At 48.0% G+C, this 21,778-nt stretch carries 6 protein-coding genes; all 6 read left to right on the top strand.

Features of this window, described 5'->3' with window-relative positions; all coding sequences use genetic code 11:
• The first annotated feature begins 7 nt into the window (after positions 1 to 7).
• Genes FS818_RS13035 through FS818_RS13010 form a run of 6 tightly spaced genes read left to right on the top strand, consistent with a single transcriptional unit; the run spans position 8 to position 21,778 of the window.
• A complete protein-coding gene (locus FS818_RS13035) occupies positions 8 to 13,957 on the top strand; it encodes an amino acid adenylation domain-containing protein (RefSeq protein WP_472924437.1) in 13,950 nt (4,649 codons plus the stop codon).
• On the top strand, positions 13,947 to 18,074 hold the full coding sequence (locus FS818_RS13030) for a beta-ketoacyl synthase N-terminal-like domain-containing protein (protein WP_186375472.1): 4,128 nt from the start codon (positions 13,947 to 13,949) through the stop codon (positions 18,072 to 18,074). Before FS818_RS13035 ends, FS818_RS13030 begins: the two co-directional genes overlap by 11 nt.
• Entirely contained in the window at positions 18,071 to 18,328 is a 258-nt protein-coding gene (locus tag FS818_RS13025; RefSeq protein ID WP_090914993.1) for an acyl carrier protein, read from the top strand. Before FS818_RS13030 ends, FS818_RS13025 begins: the two co-directional genes overlap by 4 nt.
• Positions 18,325 to 19,482 carry an acyl-CoA dehydrogenase family protein gene (locus FS818_RS13020; protein ID WP_145332267.1) on the top strand — a complete coding sequence of 386 codons (1,158 nt, stop codon included), beginning with the start codon at positions 18,325 to 18,327 and terminating at the stop codon, positions 19,480 to 19,482. Before FS818_RS13025 ends, FS818_RS13020 begins: the two co-directional genes overlap by 4 nt.
• The gene (locus FS818_RS13015) at positions 19,479 to 20,459 is read left to right on the top strand and encodes an ACP S-malonyltransferase (protein WP_145332265.1); all 981 of its coding nucleotides are present in this window, start codon (positions 19,479 to 19,481) and stop codon (positions 20,457 to 20,459) included. The genes FS818_RS13020 and FS818_RS13015 overlap by 4 nt, the downstream gene beginning before the upstream one ends.
• Positions 20,456 to 21,778 (top strand): aspartate aminotransferase family protein, encoded by a 1,323-nt coding sequence (locus tag FS818_RS13010; RefSeq protein WP_186331725.1) that lies wholly within the window; start codon positions 20,456 to 20,458, stop codon positions 21,776 to 21,778. The genes FS818_RS13015 and FS818_RS13010 overlap by 4 nt, the downstream gene beginning before the upstream one ends.

Here is a 21,778-nt window from a genome sequence, read left to right as displayed (position 1 = left end):
CGGGAAAATTGATCGCAATGCGCTAATTGCAGATACCACGCATATCCACACTTCAAGTACGGCTTACGTTGCACCTGCCACGGAATTAGAGCGGCAGATTGCAGCGGTATGGGCAGAAGTGCTCGGTGTGGAGAGGGTCGGAAGAGATGATCATTTCTTCGAACTAGGTGGCAATTCGTTTTCCGTTATACAGGCTCATAATCGATTAAAGCATCGTACTGAGGTGGACTTCCCAGTGCCCCGTTTTTTTGAGTGTCCTACACTGCGGCAGTTCGCGGCAATGGGACAGAAACAGGAAGCTGCACAGATACCGATGTTGCGAGAAGAACGTTTTGGGCGGAAAGCGGGTATTCTGCGTGAGGATATTGCCATTGTAGGAATGTCTGTCAATGTACCAGGGGCAGAGGACATTCATACATTCTGGCGTAATCTGATGGCACAAGAGGAGAGCATTCATTTTTACAGTGATGAGGAACTGAGGACACTCGGTGTGGACGAGGCATTGCTACGTTCCCCTCGTTATGTCAAAGCCAAAGGGCGAGTCAACGGGATTGAGGAATTTGATGCGGGCTTTTTCGACTATACACCTGGCGAAGTTAAAATGATGTCCCCTCAGTTCAGACTGATGTACCAGGGAATATGGGAAGCGTTCGAGGATGCAGGGTGCAGACCCGATGAAGCAGGCAAAGTCGGCGTGTTCCTCGGTGGATCGGATGACTTTGAGTGGTACCGCCAAGTGCTGTTCGGGGATGCGGGATACAGTAGCAAATATGAAGCATTTACACTCAGCACCAATCATTTTTTGGCTACACGCATGGCCTATAAGTTGAACCTTAGAGGTCCTGCTTATACAGCTCTTACGGGATGTTCAACGTCTTTGGTCACTCCGCACTTGGCATGCCAATCTCTAATCGTTGGAGAATGTGATGTGGCTGTGGCTGGTGGAATTACGGTTGAACTGCCGAACGAAGGCGGTTATGTGTACGAGGATGGCATGATGTTCTCCTCGGATGGCCATTGCCGTCCATTTGATGCAGCTGCAAGCGGCACGGTGTTCTCGAATGGGATGGGAATTGTGGTGTTGAAGCGGTTAAGCGATGCATTGCGAGATACAGATCATATTTACGGTGTTATTAAAGGTTCAGCCATTAATAATGACGGTCAGGAGAAGCTTAGCTTCCTTGCGCCAAGTGTAAGCGGTCAGGCGGAGGTCATTCAGGATGCGTATCAGGCAGCCGGAGTTGATCCTGAAACGGTTAGTTACATTGAGGCGCATGGCACAGGCACACTTCTGGGTGATCCGATTGAAGTTGAATCGTTGACACGTGCTTTTGACTCCGAGAAAAAGCAGTTCTGTTATCTTGGCTCAGTAAAAGGCAACGTGGGACATATGGATACAGCGGCTGGCGTCGTTGGTTTGATTAAGGTTGCACTTAGCCTTGATCAAGGATATATCCCGGGTACCGCCAATTATGAACAGCCGAATCCGAAGATTGATTTTGCAAGCACGCCCTTCAAGGTCAACTCGCAGGGGGTGGACTGGAAACCAGGTGAAGCTGGTGTTCTGCGTGCAGGGATTAATTCATTTGGTGTGGGAGGCACAAATGCTCACATGGTATTGGAGGAGGCTCCAAAGATGGACAAGTGCAGTCCGGATGATGATGTCAATGTATTGCTTTTTTCAGCCAAAACAGAGTTCTCGCTGAGCCGCACAGCTGAACAAATTATGGAGCATCTCGCACAGCATCCAGAGCTATCCATCTCGGACGCAGCATGGACATTGCAGACTGGTCGAACAGGTTTTGCTTATCGTAAGGCACTGGTTCTGGATAAAAGCTGGAAAGATGACCCCAAACAATTCATGCGTCAGCTGGAGAAGGCAAAAACAGTTCATTCGCCGCAAGGTCGGCGCCCGGTTTATTTTATGTTCCCTGGGCAGGGCAGTCAGTATCAGGGCATGGGTGTGGCATTGTACAAATCGACAGAACAGTCGGGCATTGCACCGCTGTTCAAGAAGCATGTACAGCAGATTCTGGATATGCTTCCTGAACAAGAACGGGGAGAAATTCTGTCTGTTGTATACGGTGATCAGCACCCAGAGCGAATTAACCAGACGGAGTACAGCCAATTTGCACTATTTATGACCAGTTATGCTATGGCTCAGTCCTTGATCGATATGGGTATCCGGCCAGACGGCATGATCGGACATAGCATCGGAGAACTGACAGCAGCTGTGGTTGCAGGTGTATTTGATCTTGCAGATGCTGTACAGATCGTAAGACTACGGGGACGTTTAATGCAGCAGCAACCGCCAGGTGTCATGCTTGCCATCATGGAGGAATCACAGCTGGTGAAGTCCCAATTGGAAGAAGATGTGTGGCTGGCTCTGGTCAACACAACAGGCTCCAGTGTCATTGGCGGGACAGCAGAGGCGATTGACCGAATGGAAGAAAAGGCAGGAAAACTCGGCTGGAAATGCGTTCGTGTGAAAACTTCCCATGCCTTCCATACACCGATGATGAAGGATGCTGCGATGGAATTTGAACACAGTCTGTCGAGTTATTCGTTGCATAGCCCGCAGATTCCATTGCTTTCGAATACAAGCGGAACATGGGCATTGCCGGATGAGATCGTAAGTCCGAACTACTGGGCAAGGCATATTTTAGAGCCAGTGTTGTTTGAAGCAAACTTGGCTGAAATGTTAAAAGAAGAACAAGCTGTATTCATAGAGGTTGGGGCAGGACGGACATTAAGCTCGTTTGTGAGACAGCATATTCGGTCGAAGGAAACACAAACTGTATTGAATATGCTACGTCACGTTAGAGAAACAGAACCGGACGTGCTGTATACCACCCGCAGAATCGCCGAGTTATGGTGCGAGGGCATTGAGCCGAAGTGGAAGGTATTCAAGGGACAGAACGTGCGCCGCAAATGCTCCTTGCCAACCTATCGTTTTGATAAGCAGCATTATCCAATTGGTCAGTCGCTCATGGGTGGTTCAATGTTGGAAGGAAAAAGCGGCAGTCAACATACACCTCAGTCGAGTGAACGATATAACAACACAATCCTTTCCATTGCGGGAGGTTATGCAGGTAGTCTGGAAGCCATGAAACGGGTTGTTCTGGAGGCGTATGAGACGATTTTTGGCATAAATGACCTGGAAGAGCATGTTAATTTCTTCGCCGTTGGTGGAGACTCGCTCAAAGCAGTCAGTTTGTCCGCATCGATCCGCTCTTCCATCGGGATTCAGGCAGAGGTTGCGGATGTGTTTAACCATGCTACGCCAGCCCAATTGGCGGAACATCTCTTTGCAATGGTTGAGCCGCAAGTACAGAAGCAGAACATGATTGAGGCTGCACCGATGATGGATGCTTATCCGATCTCGTCTGCGCAGATGCGTATGTTCACTCAATCGATGCTGGATCCGAATAGCACGGCGTATAATTTGCCGTCGGCTACCCTGATCGAAGGAGACCTGGATCATGCCAGAGTAGAGGCTGCATTGGAAAAGCTGGTGCAATGTCATGAAGCACTTCGAACGACGTTTGAAATACGCGGAGATCAAGTGGTGCAGATTGTTCATCCATCCGTTCCTTTGGATTTCAGCTTTACCGAGCAGTATTTAACCGATACACAAGAGATTTCTGCTTTGATTCAGACGCTGATTCGTCCTTTTGTGCTTCATCAGGCGCCGCTCATGCGGGTGAACCTGATTAGAACAGGAGCGCGCAAGCATCTGTTGTTCTTTGATATCCATCATATTATTGCGGACGGTACTTCGGTTGAGCTGATTACGCGTGACTTCAATGCACTGTATTTTGGGGAAGAACGCACTGTACGGTTACATTACAAAGATTATGCTGTCTGGCAACAGCAGCGTCTTGCCACACAAGAATATCAGCCGCATCAAACATACTGGCTGGAACGTTTGGGTCCAACACTGCCTGAACTGCAGCTTCCGCTTGATCATGACCGTCCATTGCAACGGTCGATGCAAGGTGAACGAGTTCACTTCACGTTGAGCCACTCGTTAACGGAGCGCTTGCACAAGCTGGCTTCATCCACAGAAGTTTCCATGTATATGGTGATGCTAAGTGTATGGAATCTTCTGTTAGCGAGTCGAACAGGTCAGCAGGATATCGTAGTCGGGACTCCTGTAGCCGGTAGGTTACAGGAAGAATGGAAAGAAACCGTCGGAATGTTTGTCAATATGATTGCGATGCGGAATTATCCGGCATCAGATCGCGCGTACACTGCCTTTTTACAAGAGCTGAAACAGCATACACTTGATGCTTTTGCGCATCAGGAGTATCCATTCAATGAGCTTGTAACGCAGCTTGGACTTAAGCGGGAACTGAACCGTAATGCGATCTTTGATGTGTGTTTTGATTATCAGAACATGGAGCTGCATGATCTTGAACTTCATGGACTTCAATTCAGTTCTATTCAGGTGGAGACCGGAGTCTCAACCTATGATCTGTTGCTGACATGTCAGGAAAACAGGGAACAGCAAGTCATCGAAGGATACATTGAATATGCGTTAGACCTGTTCCGGGTAGAAACAGTTGAGTGGTTGATTCAGGACTTCATTGAACTATGTGAGCAGGTTGTGCAACAGCCGGGTGCACCTCTAGGTAAAATGTATGAACGAATCCAGCATGTTTCGGGAGCTGAGGTTCAGCGGTTAGCGGGGCCTATTTTACATTATGATCAGTCCCTGAGCTTGCATCGTTTGTTTGAACTACAGGCAGAGCGGACACCAGACAAGATTGCACTTATTGTTTCTTCGGGTAAGGAACTGACCTACCTTGAGCTTAATGAGCGAGCGAATGCGTTGGCTTGGAAGCTGATTGATCGAGGGGTACGCAGAGATGAACCTGTGGGCATATTAACTGGCCGGAATGAAACTCTCATTATTATGTTGATCGCAGTACTTAAAGCGGGTGTAGCCTACCTGCCTATAGATCCAGCATTCCCACCGCAACGTATTCTGGACATGATGCAAGATAGCAAGATGAAGTTGCTACTGTGCACTTCTAATGAGGTCGATGTCGTGGCCTTTGAAGGGGAACGCATCGTTTATGAGCCTGATTTTGCTGACGAACGTTCAGCCATTAATCCGAACGTGGACGTCCTGCCTGCTGACTTGTCTTGTGTCATCTTCACCTCCGGTTCCACCGGAAGGCCTAAAGGGGTGATGATTGCGCATGAAGCGATGGTCAATTTTGTGGAGGACATCAGGCACCGAAACATTTTTGAAAATGATACAGATCGAATGATTAGTGTAACAACGGTGTCTTTTGATATTTTTGGATTTGAAGTGTGGGCACCATTATGTACAGGGTATTCTCTATATTTGGCAGACGAGCAGGAACAGCTTGATCCCGTTCTTGCCGCGCGCCGGATAAGGCAGCATGGCGTAACGCATATTCTCAGTACGGTGTCTCGGATCAAAGCGTTTGTTGAAAATTCGGAATTTGCCAAGGTACTTCCTCATCTTCGGTGTGTCCTTACTGGGGGAGAAAGTGTTCCGGCAGGACTTCTGACCGATATTAAAAAATATTCATCTGCCCGTGTCTTTAATATGTATGGTCCTACCGAAACGACGATTTGGTCAACGACCAAAGAGCTGCAGGAATCTGGACTCATTACGATTGGCAAACCCATTGCTAATACGGAGCTTTATATCGTGGATGAACAGGGTGAATTCCTGCCTCCCGGAAATTATGGGGAACTCTGCATTGCAGGCCGCGGGGTGGCGCGAGGTTACCTGAACAATATGATGGAAACGACCGCTAAGTTCATTGACAATGCGAAGGTTTCGGGTGGACGGATGTACCGGACAGGAGACATGGCTCGTGTGTTGCAGGACGGGGAGGTTGAACTGGCAGGACGTTTGGATCAACAAGTGAAGATCAGAGGGTACCGGATCGAATTAAACGAGATCGAGCAAATGGCTATGAACTATGAACGCTTAAGAGAAGCCGTCGTAAAGGTCGAAGGAAACCAGCCTGAGCAGTTGCAACTGGTTCTCTACTACAGCTTGAAGCCTGACGTAAGTGTATCGAATATGGAAGAGCAGGACACGTTGCTCAGGTCTTGGCTCAAACAGAGATTGCCACAGTATATGATGCCTTCACGCATCATTCGTCTTGAGAAGTTACCGGTTCTGCCGAATGGCAAACTGAATCGGAATGCCCTTCAATGGACTGACTCTGGCGTAAGTGAAGCGATTGAAATAATTGAGAAGCCAGCTCCGTCTTTAATTGCGGGTTCCTCTTCCCCAGTGAGAAGAGAACAGACTCGCCAAGAGCTGGAACAGATGCTGGTTGAAACATGGAAAGAGATGCTGAACCGGGAGCATGTCGGAGTACAAGAGCACTTTTTTGATATTGGCGGTAACTCGCTAGGACTGATCTTAATTAATAACCGGTTAAACGCATACCTGGGAAAAAATATCCCTCTTGTGCAGTTGTTTGAACACTCTTCGATTACTTCGCTGGTTGATCATCTGATGTCTGAACAGATGTTAACTTCGGTGGATGTCCCTGTTCAGAACGAACATGAGCAAGAACATGTATCCAAGGAAGTTATCGCGAGCACGAGCATCACGGCCAAACCTGATCCTTTCATAACGCAAGAAAAAGTGATTATGGACAGAGCCGTCCATGAACTAGTGAATGATCAGCGTAGTCGCCAAGAACAGGCAATAAACATCAAAACAAATGCCGATGTGAACAGCAGAAACAGAAGCACTTCCCCATCGGATATCGCTGTTATAGGTATGGCCGGACATTTTCCCGGATCGAAGAATATAGAGGAGTTCTGGGACAATCTGATGGCAGGCAAGGATGGTATTACCCGACTGACTGAAGAAGAATTAGCGGCAGCCGGAGTGCGACCGGAAGAGTACAAACATCCTGAATATGTGCGAGCCAAAGGCGTTTTGCAAGACACCGAGTTTTTTGATTCCGGATTTTTCGAATACCCGTACCAGGAGTCCAGTATGATGGATCCGCAGATTCGGCTGCTTCATCAGTGCTCCTGGGAGGCACTTGAACATGCAGGCTGTGATCCATATCGGTACTCAGGCTCCATCGGTTTATTTGCCGGAAGCGGATTGAGTTTGCCTTGGATGGTGCAATTCCTGGGTCGTTCAGGTGATCTGTTGCAAGCTTTTGAAGCGATGACGCTGAATGAGAAGGATTATATTACGACACGTATATCTCACAAGCTGAATCTAAGAGGGCCAAGTATGGCTGTGCAGACGGCATGCTCGACCTCGCTCGTCGCGATTCATCAGGCAGCAGAATCACTGATCCGGGGAGAATGTGACGTGGCTCTCGCAGGGGGAGTGTCTATCTCTTATCCGCTCAAAGAAGGGTATCACTGGCATGAAGGCATGATCTATTCCAAGGACGGGCATTGCAGGGCGTTCGACGAACAGGCCTCAGGTACCGTTTCGGGGAACGGGTGCGGCATGGTTGTGCTGAAGCCGCTTCGTGACGCTTTGCGCGATGGGGATCAGGTCTTTGCCGTGATCAAAGGCTCAGCGATTAACAATGATGGATTGGATAAAATCGGATATACTGCGCCAAGTGTTACCGGACAGGTGAAGGTCATTCAAACCGCACTTGACCGCTCGGGGGTGTCTCCACAGGAAATCAATTATGTGGAGGCACATGGGACAGGCACAAAGCTTGGTGATCCCATCGAGATCGAAGCGCTTAGACAGTCATGGGGAACGGATAAACGTAATTATTGCGCCCTCGGTTCGGTCAAAGCAAACATCGGTCATCTGGACGCTGCAGCGGGCGTTGCCGGATTTATCAAAACCGTTCTAACGTTGCATCACCGAACCGTTCCGCCGCAGATTCATATGGAAAGAAGCAATCCCATGCTGGAACTGGAACGCAGTCCTTTCTACATTAATCAGGAGCCGCAACACTTCAAAGATCAGGAGCAGGTTTTGCGCGCAGCGGTAAGTTCCTTCGGGATTGGCGGCACGAATGCTCACATTATTTTGGAGCAACCGCCTGTACGAGAGAGTCAAAGTGTGTATCAGCCTGTACACTTACTCCCGTTCTCAGCCAAGAGCGAATCCGCTCTGGATCGCACGTATCATTCAGTTTTACAAGCACTCGAAAAAATGCCGGAACAGGTGCCGAGCGCTGCTTGGACATTGCAAGAGGGAAGAAGCCGATTTAACCATCGTAAAGCTCTTGTCGTTGTGGATGGCTACGTTCCTTCGCAAGATCAGGCGGAGGAACATGAAGCACAAGCGAGTGTGGACCAGGGGAATAAGCCTAAAGTAATGTTCTACATCCTCGGGGATGTTTTATGGGAACCACACGTGATTCGTGAACTTTATGCTTCCAGGTATCGCAGTCTAGTGTCTGAACGATTCAGGCAACACTTTGAAGAAGTACTGAACGTTTTTGAATCCAAGGAACAGTATGCAATTCGCCAAAGTATAGGCAGGCCGATTCGGGATTCACGTCTGAAATTCATGTATTGCTTTGTGGTGCAGTACGCTCTGTTTGCAACGTTGGTTGAGTCAGGGGTTAAACCGGATGGAATGTGTGGAGAAGGTGTCGGTGAACTGGTCAGACAGGTCATTAGCAATACGCTTGAGTTAGCTCATGCGGTGCGTCTGTTATATAGCCGTGAAGATTGGCAGACCCAAGAAGGTGCCTTGTCTGAGGAAATGAGTACGATCGGCACGTCGAGGAATCTTGTACAATCTGCGGAAAAGATACTTTGGGTTACAGCCTGTCCGCTACAGAACGGAGAGCTTGTAGACAACGATATATGGAAGGATGCGCAGGTCATCTCTCTTACGGGAGACCGTTCCAGCTCGCTTGAAGCCGATATCTATTTCATGAAATCACTAGGATATTGCTGGTGCAGAGGTATTGAACTGAATTGGGCACATATTAACGGACAGAGCACTGGGCAAAAGATATCTCTCCCGACTTATTCGTTCGATCCAATCGTTCATAAGCATGATGTCCCGCTATACCTGCTTGCGGGTGTGCCTCAGACTGCGGCTTCTCAGACTTCATTACCAGCACAGGGGAACACAGGCAAGAGTAGGGTCCGTTTGAGTGTGGATGAAATATACGACACCACTGCTCAGCTCTGGCAAGAGTTGCTTGGTTGTGAATCAGTGAACTCCGAGGATGATTTCTTCCAGCTTGGTGGACATTCCCTAAAGGCTATCACTCTGGCGTCCCGGGTCAAGGAAACATTCGGAGTTGCTATGGGACTAGAGGATGTCTTCGACCATTCCGTCCTTGTCCGTATGGTTGCATGGATTGATCAGCAACAAGAAACAGGATTGGATCATTCGGGATCAGGAGACAGCATTTTACCAGCAGCATACAAAGACCGATACAAGACCACTTCTGCGCAACGAAGAATGTTCGTGGTACATGAATGGATGCAAGGCCAGAGCACAGCATACAATCTCGCAAGTTCGTACCGGTTGCGGGGAGAGCTGGATACGGCACATTTTGCAGCGGTGATGGATGCTCTCGTGCAGCGGCATGAGGCGTTTCGTACGCGATTTGAAATGCTGGAAGGCGAACTGTATCAGGTCATTGAGGATCAGGTTCCAAGTGTGGTGGAGTTGCTGGAATTTGAAAAAGAAGAGCCGGAGCAGCAATTGATGCAATGGACACAACCATTTGATCTGACCCAAGCACCACTGGTTCGTGTAAAACTTGCCCGCCTGTCCGATGACGAACATATTCTGTTCATAGATATGCATCATATTATTTCTGATCAGAGTTCCATCGCGATTCTTATGCAAGAGTTTGCCCGGTTATATAGTGGAGAATCTTTAGAACCATTCTCGATTCAGTACAAGGACTATGCTGAATGGCTTGATCAATCTACATCAAACGGGCATGTTGCCGAAGATGAGGCTTTTTGGCTTGAAGAATTCAAGGATGTGCCTGCGTCTGTCGAATTGCTTACAGATTACCCGAGACGTGGAGAATTCTCTAACCAAGGGGGCAGAATTAGCAGTGAGCTTGGAGAACAGTTAAGTGAACAGATTAATGATTTTTGTGCAAAACAGGGGCTTACTCCTTACATGTTGTTCATGGCGGCTTTAAATGTGTTGATCTCGAAATATACGGGACAGCATGATCTGGTCGTGGGTACAGCTGTAGCCGGAAGAGAGAAGCCAGAACTGAATCACGTCATGGGTATGTTTGTAAACATGCTCGCCATTCGTACAATATTAGACAAGGATCAGCCTGTTGAGCTTTACCTGAACGAAGTTCGTGGCAAGCTGTTATCCTGCTATGAACATCAGCAATATCCATATGAAGCGTTGGTTGAAAAGCTTGGCCTGATGGGTGATGGGAGCCGTAATCCACTTTTCGATATTGTTCTTAATTACATTAATATGGGTACGGATGAGCTTGAAGCAGGGGCACTACAAGTTGAATCCTGGATGGATGGCAAGGTGGACGCCAAGTTTGATCAGACCTGGACGGTCGTTGAACACCACCAACAGTATACGCTTGAACTGGAATATCGTTCTGATTTGTTCCATGCGCGATCCATGGAAATGATGATGGACAAGTTCCGGTACATCTTAACTCAGATGGTCACAGGGGAGGTTGAGCAGGTTCGTCAGATCAAGCTTACCGTGCCTGAAGAGGATGAATGGCTGTTGTTCGGTGTCAACGACAATCACATGGACTATCCGCGGGAAGCAACGATTCCCGAGTTGTTTGAGGAACAGGTTCAATTACATCCACAGAAGACTGCCTTGGTGTGGGGGAACGAGGAGTGGAGTTATGCTGATGTGTATGCACAGGTTCAGAAGCTTGCATCTCGCATACTCGGACAAGACGTGGCATCAGGCTCAAGTATTGCTTTGATCCTGGACCGCGGACCGATCCAGATGATCAGTATCCTTGCTACACTAACAACAGGTTGTCAATATGTACCAATTGATCCGGCATCACCGCCAGCTCGCATTGAGTTTATTCTACAAGATTGCAATGCGTCTATACTCTTGACCGAAGAATCGTATGCCTCGGCATGGAAATCAGTGGTTCCGCGTGTCATGATTCCGTCTGTAGAACTGGGTTCGTTTATTTCAGGAGAGTCTGTAGAGCCTATAGTCCAGCAGATAAAGACTGTTGCAGTCGATCCGGCATATATCATCTATACGTCAGGCTCGACCGGAACGCCAAAAGGTACGGTAATGAGTCACCGTAATGTCATTAAAGTGATGAAGAAAAGCAATTTCGTAACAGTGGTGCCTGAGGACCGGGTACTACAAGTTTCCAATTATGCGTTTGACGGTTCGATCTTTGATATTTTTGCTTCCTTAATTAATGGGGCTACCCTGGTACTTATTCCAAAAGAGATCATTCTCGATATGGCACGTCTGGCGGCAGTGATTCGTCAGCAGCAAATATCTGTATTTTTCATTACAACCTCGTTGTTTAATATGCTGGTGGATTGGGATGCAGCATGCCTGAAGCATGTTCGCAGAGTGATGTTTGGGGGCGAAGCGGCATCCGTGAGCCACGCAAATAAAGCAATGGCATGTGTCGGACCAGGCGTACTGTTAAATGGATACGGGCCGACGGAAGCGACTTTCTTTGCCTCCTATTATTTACTGGAGCAAACAGAGCCTTATACCGACTCTCTTCCTATAGGTTATCCGTTGTCCAATACAGCTCTATATGTTCTGGATGAGGATATGAATCCTGTTCCTGCCAATGTGCCAGGCGAATTATATATTAGCGGGGATGCGGTAGGCATTGGATATTTGAACCGGGAAGAGCTGACCTCAAAACATTTTATAGCTGATCCTTTCCGCAAAGGCGAACGGATGTACCGGACGGGCGACATCGTCAAGCGTCTGCATGATGGCAGATTGATCTTTATTGAAAGATCTGATTTTCAAGTGAAAATCAGGGGCTTCCGAATTGAGTTATCGGAGATCCACAATTGTTTGGAGCAGCTTCCGGGAATCAGGGATGCTTTTGTGATGACAGCTACAGATGCTTCTGGAAGTTTATATGTCACTGCATTTTATACATGTGAAGCCAGCGCTGCACGAACGGTTGATGATGTCCGAACGGAGTTGCACGAGCGACTACCGGAATATATGGTACCTGCACAGATCTGGCGAATGGATCATCTGCCTATTAATGCTAACGGCAAGGTGGATCGGAAGGCTTTAGCCGATCTGGCAGAAGCACAGTCCGTTCCTACAGCGACAGATTCTGTTCTGACGGAGATAGAGCGAAAAATCCTTGTAGCAATGAGAAAGGTACTGAGTAATCCTAGTTTTGGCGTAACCGATCATTTCTTCCAAAACGGTGGACATTCACTTAAAGGTATCGCACTTACGCAAATTTTGTCAAAAGAAGGAATTGCCATCAGTGTGAGCGAATTATTCCAATATCCTACAGTTAGAGCGTTAGCGAATTCGGTGGAGGCAGTGAATTCCCCATCCATTTTATTCGAAGAAAGCCTGCAAATTCAGTCCCCTATCGCAGTTCCCCAAGACATATCACTTCATGAGAAGCAACTGGACAGCCTGGTATTACATGTCTTGAATAATTGTAATCAGGTTTCAAGTTTCATGGCGGGAACACCTGTTATCGGTCGCTTCCCACTATCTCCAATTCAAAGAGCACATGCTTCTACAACTGCACGAGCAAGCGGTTTTACAACCATATTGGAGGGGAATTTAAATGAATTGACTGTGAAAAGACTGATTCTCGGGGTGATTGCCCGTCATCAGTTGCTACACAGCATTATATATGAGGAAGACACGTTACAGTGGCATCAGTGTGATCTATCCTTGGCAGCAGATATGTTACAACAACTCATTCCGTATCTCGATGTGCGTCACTATGATCCTGCTACGCGGCGACAAATAGAGCAGCGACTGATTCAGTCGCTATTACACAAGCCGCATACACTCGATGGATTGCCATGGCGTCTATGTATTCTGCGAACAGGAGCTAGTAAGCACAAACTGATTTGGAGTTTCGATCACCTTGCCTTTGATGGCATGAGCGCCGAGATCATTAAGCAACAACTTGAGTCGGCAATTGCCCGTAATCAGCAACATGGAATGATCGATACAGAAGGTCCATTGGAGATACGCAAATATGAGGATTATGTAAACATGCTGTCTCGGGGGCCTGTTAACATCACTGAGCATGAACTCGAGGAGTGGTATTCCATTCAGGCTTGGCATCATGCTAACCGTAGCGTTATGAAAGAACTGTTAATCACCGCAGGCGAGTCAGCGCCTTCAGCGATGACGGTTGAAATACCGCGTACGGATATTACAGACCAAGATCTTAATGAGTCCTGGTGGAGCTATTTCAAATCCTTTGCCGGCATTATCGCATCTTATCTGAATACGAAAGAGGTGCCTGTTGCGCTTGTGCATTACGGCCGGGAGTATGGACAAGAAACGTATTATGATCACGTAGGTGAATTCCTCGACCTGATTCCGATTCTTGTGCATGCCGATTTTGCTCAGGAAGATCTGATGCAACACCTGGATTTCACAAAACGACACAGCATTAACTTTATGGCACTGACAGATGACTCGGTCATGAAATCCCCATATGTAAAAATTCAAAAACAATTGGCTACAGCCTACAGACAGACGGGTCAGGAGCCAAGGAAACTTATTTTGTTCAACTTCCAGGGTTTTATCTCCAGCGAGGAGACCATTCCAGAGTTGGAACAGATCGATGACTCAGGTTCTAATCCGAGCCTCGCATACATGGAATGGGTCATTCGATACGATGAAAATTCTGTGTACGTGCACCTGGGGTGTCATACAGGTCTGGATACGGAGCGCTTAAAACAGCAGATTGAGGAGCAACTCGGCAGTTACGAGAATGTAAAAGTGAAAGTTCATAATGAGGCAGCGGAGGTGCAACATGTCCAGTAAATCCATACAACGAGGGCCGGAGTTGATTGTGCCGGAGCATTATGCAACAGTTGCTGAACTTCTTATGTATATCGCTGACAAACATCCGGATAAGGGAATCACTTATATCAGTTCATCCGGCGAAGAACAGTTTGAATCGTATCCTGAGCTGCTGAAGCAAGGACGTCTGTATCTTCAAGGCCTGCTTGAGAGCGGGTTAACTAAGGGACAAGTCGTTATATTGGAGATTGATCATTCACAACAGTTTTATCGTACATTCTGGGCTTGTATCCTGGGCGGCATTATTGTCGCCCCGGTCAGTCCTCCTGCCTCATGGGAGCCGGGTTCAGCTGGTCTGGAGAAATTCACGAAAATATGGGGAATCCTCGGGAAACCTGTGGTAGTCGTAGAAGAAGCATTTTTGCCAAAATACGAACAGATTGCCGAGAGTCCGATTTTTGAGGGATTGAACTGCATTAGCGTCAGCAAGCTTCAGACAAGTTATACACTTGCCGAAATAAGTCTGACTGCTCCTGAAGAGGTCGTTTTTCTACAGTTTTCGTCAGGAAGTACGGGTATCCCTAAGGGGGTACAGTTAACCAATCGTAATATTATTGCGAACAGTATTGCATGCAAGACCTTCCTAGGTGCTGAAGAAGGAGATAACGTGTTTACCTGGCTACCTCATACGCATGACATGGGAATGTTCGGGCAACACCTAACAACTGTACTAAGCGCTGCTAATTTAATGGTTATGTCCCCGTATACCTTTGTACGATCACCTTACTTGTTCCTGCGCAAAATTACGGAACATCAAGGAAAATGGTTTTGTTGCACAAACTTTGGCTTTGAATGGATGGTTCAAAAGATCCCTGATTCCAAACTGGCTTCGCTTGATTTGTCTTCGCTACGCATGGCCTTAAACGGTGCCGAGCCCATATCAACCAAAGTCATTGAACGATTTGCTCAAAAATTCAGTGCCTGTGGTTACCGCACGGATATGATGTTTCCTGCTTACGGCATGGCTGAGGCAACTGTGGGTGTGTGTACCTGGAGGTTGAAAGAGGAGCCGCGCATCGAACAAATATCACGTAAAGCGCTTGTGCAACAAGGAAAAGCGATTCCGGTGGATGCCGCTGTTCATGACCCGGCAGATCTGATTGAGTTTGTGCATGAAGGTTATCCGATGACGGGAATCCAGATTCGAATAGCCGATGAGTACGGCGAAGTTGTCGATGAGCGCACGGTGGGTGAAATCCAGATTCGCGGGGAATCGGTAACCTCCGGATATTACAATCTGCCAGAAGTCAATCGGGAGCTATTCGTGGACGGATGGCTGAAGACGGGGGATCTCGGTTTTATGGCGGAAGGTTCCCTGGTTGTAAGCGGACGAATCAAGGATATCGTCTTTATCCGTGGTCAAAATCATTACGCACATGATTTGGAAGAAATTTTATATCAAAATGGCAATATTCCAAGAGGCAATCTAACGGTCGTGGGACATTTCAACAACATGTCCCAAACAGAAGAGCTGCTTGTATTTGTGAAATTCAAATCGAGTACACCGCTGTTCCTGGAAATAAGGCAGGACTTAATCGATCGGATGAGAGCTGGTCTAGGAATTGAGATTACTCATGTTCTTCCGATTAAGGTTATCCCGAAAACGACCAGTGGCAAAGTACAACGTTTTATGCTGAGAAACGAGTATGAGAGCGGTGCATTCAACAAGGATATCGAAACCATTGAAGCCATGCTTCTTCAAAACCAGTCACAGTCCATTGCGGAGAGCGTTCATCCGTTAACTTTGGAGCGGACTGTGCGTGGGGCTTGGGCTGAGGTTCTACAGTTACCTGTGGGGAAAGTAGCGACGGATATTCCGTTTCTGGCACTAGGGGGGAACTCCATTCTTGCCTACCAATTACTTGATAAGCTGTCTGCACACATGGGACGTGAACTGGGACAGGAAGTACTCGTCTTTGGCAGAACGGTACAGGAAATGGTCGAGTATCTTCAGGAACTTCCCGAAGAGAACAGGTCACTCGAAAATGAAATACGCCCGGATAATCAGTTGAATGTACACCGAGCGATTGCAATAACAGGTTTGTCCCTTCGTCTTCCTGATGCAGATACACAAGAGGAGTTCTGGAGCAATCTCGTCCAAGGATTGGACAGTGTGGATCAGGTGAGTCCGGAACGAGCTGTACGCTCCAAACGGCCGGACTGGGATGATTGGATTGGCGAACTAAAGCACCCGGATACCTTTGACCATGAATTTTTCGAGATTCCATCGGAACAAGCTACATTTATGGATCCGCAGCATCGAAAATTGCTGGAGGTTGCCTATGAGGCGCTCGAGGATGCAGGCATGATCGTGGATCAGGAGGATAAACGAGATGTTGGTGTGTATGTTGGAGTTAATCCCAGCTCCTACTTTGATCTCGTTGTGGACTACATGAATCGTAGCAAGGGATTCGAGGTGCACTCCCATGCGATGGTTGGCAATATGTCCAATATTGCAGCGGCATCCATCTCACACCTGTACAATTTCACCGGCCCGGCGCTGGCCATTGATACTGCTTGTTCTTCCTTTCTCGTCGCCTTGACGCAAGCAGTGGCAGCGATTCAGGACAAACGTATCTCTGGCGCAGTTGTAGGCGGAGCGAGCATTTTGGCAACACCTCATGTGCATCAGTTATCACGTAATGCAGGAATCTGTTCATCTACACAACACACCAAAGTATTCGATCAGGAGGCGGACGGTTCGGTTATTGGAGAGGGTGCAGTAGTTGTATACCTGGAGCCGCTAACAGAGGCAGTTCGCGCGAATAAACATATCTATGGCGTGATCCGTGGCACAGCGGTAAATAACGATGGGTACTCTTTAGGTATTATGGCACCTAATCCTCAGGGGCAATATGAAGTGCTACGAGCTGCATATAACGATGCCAATCTGAATCCAAAAGAAATCTCGTATATCGAGGCGCATGGATCAGGAACCAGAATTGGAGATCCGATTGAGGTCAATGCGTTACTCCGTTTGTTTCAGGAGAAGGGATACGGTGAAGGCACTTCTATCGGTCTAGGCTCGGTCAAAACCAATATAGGACATTTATTCGCAGCATCCAGTGGAGCTAGTCTGGCTAAAGTTTTGCTTAGTATGCAGCACAAGGAGCTTGCCCCAAGTCTGCATATGAATAGCCCTAATCCAGCTCTTCGTCTGGAACAGTCTCCTTTTTATATTGTTAATGAGCATAAAGACTGGACGGTACCCGAAGGGAAAACACGTAAAGCGGGTATCAGTTCATTTGGTCTTGGCGGCACGAATGCCCATATTGTGCTGGAGGAGTGGAACGCACCAGCAGTTTGGGGACAGGACTCGGAACGGGATCAATTGTTAACCTTCTCTGCCAAGTCAGAGCAGGCGTTGCAGAAGCTGATTCATAACACCAAACACTATATTGAAGAACATCAGGATCTGCAATTGACAGATCTGTGCTTCACGCGGAACAGGTATCGAAAACATTATCGTTACCGTGCAGCTGTAACTGTAAGCGGCACTGGGAAGTGGAGTCAGGAAAGCTTGGAATTTGGCTTCAAAAAGAGAAGCCGGGCCGCCCGTGTCAACATCGTTGTTGGAGGCAATAAGTTGGAACTGGCTGATCAGGAGTATTGGGTGAACTTGCTCGAATCCCTCATGCGTGTCGTACCTTCCATCCAGGAGGTTCGTGGCATTGACGGTGGAGAACAAATGGTATCCCAGCTCCAGATGAAGGATAAGGCGGATTCCACCCAGACTCCAGATAAGCAGACAATCAAAATAACATCCGGAAGCATTCAGGATACAAGCTGCCCGATGGCGAGTGCAGATATTGTTGTGATGCTGGCTACTTGGGATGGGGTCGAACCTGCAGGAGCTACAGGCAAAGAGAGTTATATCCACTTGTCTGCAGCGACAACGCTTACTATGGAAAAACAATTAGCCTTGTTGCTGGGACAGCTCTACGTGCGTGGTGCTTCACTGGATTGGGAACAGTTGCATCCCGACGGAACGGGCCGGATCGTGCATTTACCAGCACATCCATTCGAGCCGCATGTACATTGGGTAGAGGTGAATCAGGGAACGGAGGTCTTGATATGACAAGAGAAGAGATTGAAGGGTTTATTAAAGGCGAAATCGCTGCCGCACTGAAACAGGAACCTGATGAGATTGATGAAGAAACGAATTTCTTGAAAATAGGGGTTTCTTCCGTTCAGGCACTCAAAATTATAAATCGTACACGTAAACATCTGCAGGTGGATATTAGTCCTGTAGCGTTGTTTGAATACAAGACGATTGCAGAATTCGCTTCGTATCTTCATGAATCGCTTCTTCAAGGGGAGGCAGTCGAATGATTGAACTGGATTCGAAACAGGAGCAAGAGATTCTCCATGAAGCCGAGTTGTTTGCTACCCGTGAGATTCGCCCTTATGCCCGGCAAATTCAGGAGCAACAGTCTATCCCCCGTTCGTTAATTCATGCTATGGCCGAAAGAGGGTATTTAGCTGCATCGATTCCACATGAGTATGGAGGAATGGGTCTTGGCCCTAAAGCATACGGACTGTTAACGGAAGTGTTTGGTAAAGCACTCCCGGCCGTTCGAAGCTTATTGACGGTACATACTTCACTGGTGAGCGAAACTTTGGTGCGTTTCGGATCGCCAGATCAAAAGTCGTCGTGGCTACCCAAGTTGGTCCGTGGAGAATGGATCGGAGCATTTGGACTGACAGAGCCCGAGGTTGGGTCGGATGCCAAAAACGTAAAGACAACTTGGCGGGAAGAAGCGGACTGTTATGTACTTAATGGAAAGAAAAAGTGGATTACCTTTGGAGACATAGCGGATGTGTTCATTATTGTTGCCTCGCAAGAGGGGAGGAGTACAGCATTCTGGGTTGAACGCCAGTTTGACGGTGTTCAGACGCAAGCCATCGAGGGTGTAATGGTTGGCGGCGAAACAGGAATTGCTGAAATTGATCTTGATGAAGTTCGTGTGCCCAAAAGCCATCTGATTGGGCGAATGCACGAAGGCTTTGAGTACATCGTAAGTAGTGCGCTTGATCAGGGCAGATATAGCATCGCTTGGGCAGGACTTGCTATAGCGCAGGAGGCTTTGGACTCCATGGTGACCTATTCACGCAAGCGAAAGCAATTTGACCAGAAACTCAGTCATTTCCAGCTCATCCGCGGCATGATTGGTGATGCAGTAACGAAAGTCCATGCAGCAAGGGCACTATGTTTGCGGGCAGCCGAGCTTAGAGAAGCCAAGGACCCGCAGGCTGTCATGGAAACAACGATTGCTAAATATTTTACATCCAAAATTGCAGTAGAAGTGGCAAATGATGCGCTCCAGGTTCACGGAGCCAATGGAATTAGCAGTGAATATCCGGTGTCCAGACTGTACAAGGAGGCTAAGATCCTGGAGATTATTGAAGGCTCCTCCCAGATGCAGCAGGAGATGATCTCACACTATGGGCTGAAAACCTATTACAAGCGTGGCGGTGGGCTATGACGATCTGCGCATTATTTCCAGGGCAAGGTAGCCAATATATCGGAATGTGCAGTGATCTCTTAGAGAGAGAAACGGAAGTCCGGTTGATTTTTGCCGAAGCGAGTGAGGTTATTGGGTTTGATCTCAGAGATTTGATTCTGGCCGGCTCCCTGGAGCAACTGACACAGTCCGAATATGCTCAGCCCGCTGTACTTACAGCAAGTTATGCGTTGTTTGATTCCTTCGTTCGCCGGACTGGAATGAATCCAGATTATGCGATTGGTCACAGCCTGGGAGAGATCACTGCTTTGGTGGCTGCTGGTGCATTAAAGTTTGCAGATGCAATCCGCTTCGCGGCTTCACGGGGGGCATTGATGCATCGTGCAATACAGGAGCAGAAGGGCAGAGCGGGAATTGTCGTTGATATGGGCCAAGCGGAACTCGAAAACATCGTTGCCAATATTCGAGAGGTTCATTACGTGACGATCTCAGGGTATAACTCACCTAACCAATTCGTTGTTGCAGGTGAGGCGGGAGGTTTGCGTTTGCTGGATGATCTCGTGGATCAAGCTGGAGGGGAATTTATTCCCTTCCGCATGATGCCTATGAAAGCAGATGCGCCCTATCATAGTGAACTGATGCAATTTATCCTGCCTGAGATGGAAGCGATGGTATCTAAGCTTTCCTTTTCCGAACCTGCATTTGCGATATGTTCCACAGTGAACGGAGAGTTCATCCGAGCAGCAGAGGATATCCCAAGGTTACTGACAGCTCAGCTGTTGCAGCCGATTCACTGGATTCAGGCTTTAGCGCAAATAGGGCGGTTGGGTGCGAGCATTTGGATGGATGTCGGCCCAGGCCAGAGTGTAAGAAATATGATTGCCGAGTACGACACCTCAATTACTGCCTATTCGCTGGATGATTCGCAGGATCAGTCGAAGCTCCTGGCAATATATGCGGCAGGGATTCAAACATACCGGGGAGGCGAAGCGCGATGATTACTACACATATGATGGCGTATAACCAGCGAGTGAAACAACACCTTCCTGGCGGTGTGCATTATAATTTCCACCTTCCCTGGGAGGAGACACCGCTACACTTTGCCCATGCTTCCCGAAGCAGGGTAACCGATATGAACGGCCGTGAGTATCTGGATCTCTATGCCCGCTTTGGTGCACTTATTGTAGGGCACGGTAACGAGGAATATAACGAATGCCTGAAGGATACGATTGATCGTGTTCTGTCGGTAAGCCATTGTGATCTGGACGCTGAGGCATTGGAATTAATCCACCAATATGTACCTTCAGCTGAAATGATCCGGTTTGGGTTATCGGGTACAGAAATTGTGCAAAATGCACTGCGTCTTGCCCGCGCCTGGACAGGCAAAAATCGCTTTGTTCGTTTTGAAGGCCATTATCATGGCAATTCAGATAACATTATGGGCGGTAAAACGCCCCGGACAGGATTGCCCGTACCTTCGGACTACCCTGGCGACATGAAGGGAACGCAGGGAAGGGCAAGGGATGTTATGGAGTCCCAATCCTATCTGCTACCTTGGAATGATGCTGCCCGTTTGGAAGAATTGTTTGTTGAACATGGTGATGACATTGCTGCTGTAATCATGGAGCCGGTATGTGTTAACGGAGGCGGAGTCATGCCGGCTCCAGGTTATCTGCAGAAGGTCAGACAACTGTGTGATCATCATCAGGTTGTGCTTATTTTTGATGAGATCATTACAGGGTTTCGTATGGGACTTGGCGGGGCTCAGCAGATGTTTGGTGTTACGCCTGACCTGACCACGCTGGGCAAAGCGATTGCTGGCGGCGGTGTTCCCGTGTCTGCTCTAGTTGGCCGAGCCGATATCATGAAGCTACTGGTAGACAAAAAAGTGATTCATGCGGGAACGTTTAACGGTTATCCGTTAGGCACAGCCGCGGTGAAAGCAACGCTCGAAATGTTGGGCCGCAACGGAGGAGAAGCCATGAATCGTATGAATCTTCACGCCGAGATGATTCATGACATTCTCACAAGGGAAGCAATGAAGGCAGGGCTACCCCTTGTTGTTCAAGGTCCGGCGGGTTGCGCTTCCTATCATTGCTGCACCGAAGAGCTTAGCAGTACGGCCGATTATACGTTCGAATTGATGTCCTTTGATATTTTGTTGAATGGCAAGCTCGCGGAACACGGCATTCTTGTATCGACACTCTCTCGCATGTATCCGAACATTATGCTGGACATGAAGGATGTGGCCTGGTTCAGTGAGCGTGTGCCTGCGGCGATTGCGGAGATGAAAGAGCTCTACGATGAACTTGTATAA

The organism is Paenibacillus xylanexedens (assembly GCF_007680605.1).
Classification (GTDB): Bacteria; Bacillota; Bacilli; order Paenibacillales; family Paenibacillaceae; genus Paenibacillus; species Paenibacillus xylanexedens_B.
This window is presented reverse-complemented; position numbering and strand designations above follow the sequence as displayed.

Bases quoted from the DNA above. Each gene is read 5' to 3' on its own strand.
- FS818_RS13030 (WP_186375472.1), top strand. From the start codon at position 13,947: ATGTCCAGTAAATCCATACAACGAGGGCCGGAGTTGATTGTGCCGGAG.
- FS818_RS13015 (WP_145332265.1), top strand. From the start codon at position 19,479: ATGACGATCTGCGCATTATTTCCAGGGCAAGGTAGCCAATATATCGGA.
- FS818_RS13010 (WP_186331725.1), top strand. From the start codon at position 20,456: ATGATTACTACACATATGATGGCGTATAACCAGCGAGTGAAACAACAC.
- FS818_RS13020 (WP_145332267.1), top strand. From the start codon at position 18,325: ATGATTGAACTGGATTCGAAACAGGAGCAAGAGATTCTCCATGAAGCC.
- FS818_RS13025 (WP_090914993.1), top strand. From the start codon at position 18,071: ATGACAAGAGAAGAGATTGAAGGGTTTATTAAAGGCGAAATCGCTGCC.